Below are 6,362 nucleotides of genomic sequence, written 5' to 3' on the forward strand. Positions count from 1 at the left end.
GGCGCGCCATGGACCTGCTGAGGAACTCCGCCGCGTCGCCGGTCGGCAGCTCACGCGGCGTGAAACGGGCACCCGTCGGATACGGCTCACTCACCCGGTCGACCCGGAACGTCCGCCAGTCCTCCCGCTCCAGGTCGTACGCGACGAGATACCAGCGCCACCCCGTGCTGACGAGGCGGTACGGCTCCACCTGCCGCCGCGTCTCGGCGCCGTCCCCCGCCCGGTACGCGAACCGCAGCCGCTCCCGCCCGGTGACCGCCGACGCCATCACGGTCAGCGTCTGCGGGTCGATCGTCGAGCCGTCACCCCGGGCCAGCGGCATCGTCGCGTTCTGCAGGGTGGAGACCCGGTGGCGCAGCCGTGAGGGCAGTACCTGTTCCAGCTTGGCCAGGGCCCGTACGGAGGCCTCGTCGACGCCCTCGATGGCGTGGCCGGCCCCGGCCCGCAGCCCCACCGCGATGGCCACCGCCTCCTCGTCGTCCAGCAGCAGCGGCGGCATCGCCGCACCGGCCACGAGGCGGTAGCCGCCGACCGAGCCGCGCGACGCCTCGACGGGGTAGCCCAGGTCGCGGAGCCGGTCGATGTCGCGGCGGATGGTGCGCGCGCTGACGTCGAGCCGGTCGGCGAGTTCACTGCCCGGCCACTCACGCGGCGTCTGGAGCAGTGACAGCAGATTCAGCAGTCGTGCCGGGGTGTCGGTCATGTCACCCAGGATGCCCGTCCATTGGGTCACGACCTGACCTAATCGACGTTTAACTTCTTCATATGACTTCTTCCGCATCCCAGCCGTCGCCGGCGGCGGTTCCCACGGCGTCCCCGGACGCGTCGGACCGCCGACGGTGGTTCGCGCTGGCCATCGTGATGACCGCGGCCTTCATGGACCTGGTCGACGTCACGATCGTCAACATCGCCATCCCGAGCATCAAGGCGGACACCGGAGCCTCGTTCAGCTCGATCCAGTGGATCACCGCCGGATACGCCCTGGCCTTCGCCGCCGGTCTGATCACCGGTGGGCGGCTCGGTGACATCTACGGCCGCAAGCGGCTCTTCCTCATCGGGATCGGCGGCTTCACCGTGGCCTCCGCGCTCTGCGGGTTCGCCGCCAACCCGGAGATGCTCGTCGCCTCGCGCATCCTCCAGGGCGGCACGGCCGCGCTGATGGTGCCGCAGGTGCTGTCCATCGTGCACGCCACCTTCCCGGCCCACGAGCGCGGCAAGGTCTTCGGCCTCTTCGGCGCGATCGTCGGCCTCGGCGCCGTGTCCGGCCCGCTGCTCGGCGCACTGCTCACCGAGTGGAACATCGCCGGCCTCGAATGGCGCCCGATCTTCCTGATCAACCTGCCGGTCGGCATCGCGGGCCTGATCCTGGGCCGGAAGTTCATCACCGAGTCCAAGGCGCCGAAGGCGCTCCGCCTCGACCTGGTCGGTGTGGTGCTGGTGACGCTGGGGATGCTCATGCTCATCTACCCGCTGACCCGCGGCGAGGAGCTCGGCTGGCCGCTCTGGGGCTACCTGTCGATGGCCGGCAGCATCGTGGTCTTCGCCGGTCTCGTGCTGTTCGAGCGGGTGAAGGCGCGCCGGGACGGTTCGCCGCTGGTCGAGCTGTCGCTGTTCCGGGTCAAGAGCTTCGCCGCGGGCATCGCCGTGCAGCTGACCTTCGGGATCGGCCTCGGGATCTTCTTCCTGGTCTGGACGCTGTACATGCAGGAGGGGCTCGGCTGGAGCGCGCTGCGGGCCGGTACGACCGGTATCCCGTTCTCGATCGCCGTCTCGTTCGCCGCCGGTATCTCCGTACAGAAGCTGGTGCCGCGCTTCGGCCGCAAGGTGCTCCAGGCGGGGGCGCTGCTCATGATCGCCGGTCTGCTGCTCTACATCTGGGAGTCCGGCCGCTACGGCATGGCGATCACGTCCTGGCAGATGGCGCTGCCGCTGGTGGTCATGGGCGTCGGGATGGGACTGATCGTCGCCCCGCTGGCCGACGCGGTGCTGTCCGAGGTGCCCAAGGAGCACGCGGGATCGGCCTCCGGGCTGTTCAACACGGTGCAGCAGATGGGCAACGCGCTGGGGCTCGCCCTGGTCTCGGTCATCTTCTTCGGGACGATGGGTGACAAGCTGACGCCGCCGGAGATCGGTCCGGCGTTCGCCGACGCCTTCGAGCACTCGCTGTGGTGGGTGGCCGGCGTACTCGCGGTGATCTTCCTGGTGATGTTCGCGCTGCCGGCCCGTCCGAAGGAGCACGTGGAGGGCGGCGACGAGAGCGCCGAGCCGTTCGACGAGCCCGTCCAGGAGCCCGTGCTGACGCACTGAGCGGGCGGAGCGGAAGCGGAAGACGGAAGAACCGACGGTGCCCGCACCCCCGGCGGGGGTGCGGGCACCGTCATGTCCGTACGGGGCCGCGCCGTGCGTCAGCAGATGCGTGTGCGGCTCTCCATCGCGCCGCGCGCGGCCTCCTCGTCGCCGTACACCTCGCACATGTGACGGCCGTCCGGCGTCGCCGTGTGCTCGACCTCCCACAGGCTCGTCTCGCTGCCGTCGAGCAGCAGGAAGGCGTGCTCGTACAGCGTGAACCCCGCGTCCCGCCCGTCCACCTGGCACTGCCGGCCGAAGATCTGGGTGATGTGGTGGGCGAAGGCCGCCCGCAGCAGGAGGGCCGTCTCCTCGCCCGGCCCGTTCCGGTTCTCCGCCCGGCGCAGCACCCGGCGGGCGTGGTCCGCGGAGTTGTCCGGGGCGTACATCCGGGGCAGCGGGGCCGGGGGCGCCGCCATCAGGGCGTCGATGATCTCCAGGTCGGCCTGCGGTCCGTCGTGTCCGAAGACCGGGCCGTCGCAGAAGCCGCCGGTCAGCCGGGCCGCCGCGACGTGGGCGTCCGCCTCGTCGTCGTACAGCTCGTGCTGGAGCGGGCCCGGCTCCGCGCCGTGCCCCGGGCCGCGCGGGGCGGCTGCCTGGCGGGGGCCGCAGTGCACGAGCTCCCACAGAGCGAGCGGCGTGCCGTCGGCCAGCAGATAGGTGTGCCGGTAGGTCTCGCGGTGCAGGGCGGGGCTGTGGTGCGAGGAGTGCAGGGAACTGCTGTGGGCGAGCGCGGTGCCGAGCCGCTCGACCGTACTGTCGGGCAGGTCGAACGAGTTGAGAGCCCGTCGCAGGATTCGCTCGAGGTGCTGCTCGGTTGTCTCGTACGGATCGCTCAAGGTGCTGTCTCCAGGCCGTCGCCGCGTGTGACTTGGTGCGTGCTCAACGTAGTCCCTGGGTCTGACATCGTGACCGGGGTTGGGAAAAACGTACGGTGCACGCAGAAGGTTCCCGCTGTTCGCCCGAACTTCCCTACGTGGACGGCGAGTCGGCTTCGCGCCCCGTATTGTCCGGTGACTGTGCCGATTGCCGTGGTGTGTCGTAGAGGTCGCCGTACGCGAGGTATGTGCCACCGCCGGTGCGGCCGTTGACGCTCGTGGCCGCCCGTGCCGCCTTCACGATGGCCCGGGTCACGGCCTCCGCACCCGCCGCCAGCAGGTCGTTGAGTGCGAGCGGGTTCGCCGGATCCAGCGTGCGGACGCCGGTGGCCAGGGCGAAGACGGTGTCCCCGTCGCTCATCAGGTGGACAGGTCGGATGGCGCGCGCCAGCCCGTCGTGCGCCGTCCCCGCGAGCTTCTGCGCCTGCGCGCGGCCGAGTTCGGCGTCCGTGGCGACGACGGCGAGCGTGGTGTTGAGCGGGGGGCGCGTGTTCGCGTCGTGCGCCTGCGCCAGGCGCCGTCGCGCCTCCTGGTGGACCTCCGGCGCGGGTGCGACGGCCGGCTCGGCGCCCCCGTACTCCCCGTACAGCACCCCGGTACGGGGATCGAGCACGGAACCCGCCGCGTTCACCACGACCAGGGCGGCCACCGTGATCCCGGACGGCAGCAGGATGCTCGCCGTGCCCACCCCGCCCTTCAGCTGCCCGGCGACCGCACCCGTGCCCGCGCCGACGCAGCCCTCCGCGACCGCGGCCCCGGGCTCCGAGCGCGCCGCGTCCTCCACCGCGGCCCGGCCGGTCGAGGCATCCGGCCGGGCCCGCCAGTCGCCGCCCCTGCCCAGGTCGAAGACGCAGGCCGCGGGGACCACCGGAACCACCTGGGACGGATCGGCGCCGACCCGCACGCCGCGCCCCCGCTCCTCCAGCCAGGCCATCACCCCGGACGCCGCGTCCAGGCCGAACGCGCTGCCACCGGTGAGGACCACGGCGTCGATGCGCTGCACCAGATTGCGCGGATCCAGCGCGTCCGTCTCACGGGTGCCCGGTCCGCCGCCGCGTACGTCGACGGCCGCGACAGCTCCGCCCTCGGGCGCCAGGACCACGGTGGTGCCGCTCAGCGCCCCCGCGCCCGCGACCCGCGCATGCCCGACGCGGATCCCGGCCACATCGGTCAGCGCGTCCCTCCGGTGCGGCGCCGGTGAAGGTGACGGCGTGGGGTCTGGGGTGTCCTGGCCGGTCATCCGGTGCTCCTTCGTGGTGCGGATGGCTGACTGCTCGGTGGTGCGTCGTGAAAGTACCCGCCGGACAGCGAGGGGAAGCAGGGTGGGCCGAAACCCTCGTGAATGCATTCACAAGTAAACGACGGTTCAAAGCCCCTGAAGAAGAACGCCCCGGTTCGGGTGGTGAATACGTCAAGTCCTGGGGCCGTGCCACCTGTCGCGAGGCGGCCGGCCGGCCGGCCGCTGGAGCCCGTCCCGGACTTCGCCCACCGCCTCGCCGCTCCCCGCAAGGAGGAGCACGGCCCGCTTCGTGCCGGCCCCCGACGCGGTCCCCGACCCGGCTGACGTCGACGGGGTCGAGGCCTTCGCCGCCTCCCTGGGCAACGTCTCGCGGGTGGACGTCCTCCCGCTCGCAAGCTCGGCGAGGCGAAGTGGCGGGCGCCGGACAGGGCGCCGGACAAGGCGCCGGACGAGCCGTTCACCCTCCATGACGCACCCTCTCCCACTCTCGGGCAGGTCACCTCGCCCGCGAGATCTTCTCCTCGCACGGGCTGTACGCCGTGTGAGGAGAAGTCGAACGCGCACCCCGATACCGCCGCACCACGACGCGCTCACCCCGTAAGGCCATAAAACAGGACTAATATCCCCATACGGCCCTACGCTGACGGCGTGACCGAGCCACCAGAAGCCTCTGCCGCAGCAGCGCAACCCGCCCCCGGTGATCCCACCGGTTCCTCCGGCGCGGCCGTTGCCCCGCCGTCCGCCGGCGGATCCGCCCGCTCCGGAGCCGCCGTCCCCCGTTCCGTCACCGCCCGCGCGACGGCGGCCGGGGTGATCGTCTCCCTCCTGCTGATCGTGGCCATCGTGCTGGGCAGCAGGTTCCTGGAGAACTTCGACTCGGCGCTCCTGCCGTACGCCGTGGCCACGGTCTTCCTCGCCTTCGGCGTCGCCTACCGCTACACGGTCTGGGTCTCCGCTCCCGGCGCCCGACGGCTGTTCAAGAAGGGCTGGGGCAGCCTCTTCTCGGTCGAGAACTTCCGTAGGGCTCCCACCGCCCTGCCGAAGATGATCGCCACCTACCTCGGCTTCCAGAAGTTCCTCGGCGCCCGCTCCCACGCCCGCTGGGCCGCCCACCAGCTGATCTTCTGGGGCTGCATCCTCGCGTCCCTGATCACCTTCCCGCTGACCTGGGGCTGGTTCACCTTCACCTCGGGCACCGGATCCGGGCCCGGCTACGAGATGCGCATCTGGGGCTTCAAGATCGTCGGCTTCGATTCCCTGGACATCCTCGGCTGGCTGATGTTCCACGGCCTGGACATCGCCGCCGTCCTCGTCATCCCCGGCGCCTCCTACTTCCTGTGGCGCCGGATGAAGGACCGCGGTGCCATCACCGGCCAGCGGTTCGGCTACGACCTCGTGCCGCTCATCGCACTGATCGTCATCTCCGTGACGGGCCTGCTCCTCACCTTCTCGTCGATCTTCCTGCACGGCGGCGGATACGAGTTCCTGGCGATCCTCCACATGGTCTCCGTGGTCTTCACCCTCATCTACATCCCGTTCGGGAAGTTCTTCCACATCGTCCAGCGCCCCGCCGCCGTGGGCATGCAGCTGTTCAAGTACACCGGCCGGCAGGACCAGGAGGTCTTCAGCTGCCGCCGCTGCGAGGAACCCATCGACACCACCCCGTACGTCGAGAACCTCCGCGGCACCATGCGCGACCTCAGCCTCGACTTCGACGAGTGGGCCGAGTACTGCCCGCGCTGCAAGCGGGTGCTGCGCGGCAGCGCCTATCTCTCCCAGGTGAAGAAGGGCTTCAAGTGACCGCGGACCCGCGAGCAGCCGACACCCGTGCGGTCGTCCCCCTCGACCCCTCCCTCGCCCCGCCCGGTACCCGCGCCTTCCGCGACGCCGGCGGCATT

At 71.1% G+C, this 6,362-nt stretch carries 5 protein-coding genes; 2 read left to right on the forward strand and 3 right to left on the reverse strand.

Annotated elements, in window-relative coordinates; all coding sequences use genetic code 11:
• Nucleotides 1-703: helix-turn-helix transcriptional regulator (locus JGS39_RS35465; RefSeq protein ID WP_219573876.1), on the reverse strand; the 703-nt coding region annotated here is incomplete at its 3' end.
• Between the two features lie 62 nt (nucleotides 704-765).
• Between JGS39_RS35465 and JGS39_RS35470 the strand changes: the two genes are divergently transcribed.
• Entirely contained in the window at nucleotides 766-2,307 is a 1,542-nt protein-coding gene (locus JGS39_RS35470) for an MFS transporter (protein WP_219573877.1), read from the forward strand.
• Between the two features lie 98 nt (nucleotides 2,308-2,405).
• Here JGS39_RS35470 and JGS39_RS35475 read toward each other — a convergent pair whose 3' ends face one another.
• On the reverse strand, nucleotides 2,406-3,185 hold the full coding sequence (locus tag JGS39_RS35475; protein WP_219573878.1) for a DUF6227 family protein: 780 nt from the start codon (nucleotides 3,183-3,185) through the stop codon (nucleotides 2,406-2,408).
• 133 nt (nucleotides 3,186-3,318) lie between these two features.
• Nucleotides 3,319-4,464: a P1 family peptidase gene (locus JGS39_RS35480; RefSeq protein WP_219573879.1), complete on the reverse strand. Its 1,146-nt coding sequence runs from the start codon at nucleotides 4,462-4,464 to the stop codon at nucleotides 3,319-3,321.
• Between the two features lie 648 nt (nucleotides 4,465-5,112).
• Between JGS39_RS35480 and JGS39_RS35485 the strand changes: the two genes are divergently transcribed.
• Nucleotides 5,113-6,264 carry an MFS transporter gene (locus tag JGS39_RS35485; protein WP_219573880.1) on the forward strand — a complete coding sequence of 384 codons (1,152 nt, stop codon included), beginning with the start codon at nucleotides 5,113-5,115 and terminating at the stop codon, nucleotides 6,262-6,264.
• Nucleotides 6,265-6,362: the final 98 nt, after the last annotated feature.

It is taken from the genome of Streptomyces poriferorum (assembly GCF_019399235.1).
Classification (GTDB): Bacteria; Actinomycetota; Actinomycetes; order Streptomycetales; family Streptomycetaceae; genus Streptomyces; species Streptomyces poriferorum.

Bases quoted from the DNA above. Each gene is read 5' to 3' on its own strand.
- JGS39_RS35470 (WP_219573877.1), top strand. From the start codon at position 766: ATGACTTCTTCCGCATCCCAGCCGTCGCCGGCGGCGGTTCCCACGGCG.
- JGS39_RS35480 (WP_219573879.1), bottom strand. From the start codon at position 4,464: ATGACCGGCCAGGACACCCCAGACCCCACGCCGTCACCTTCACCGGCG.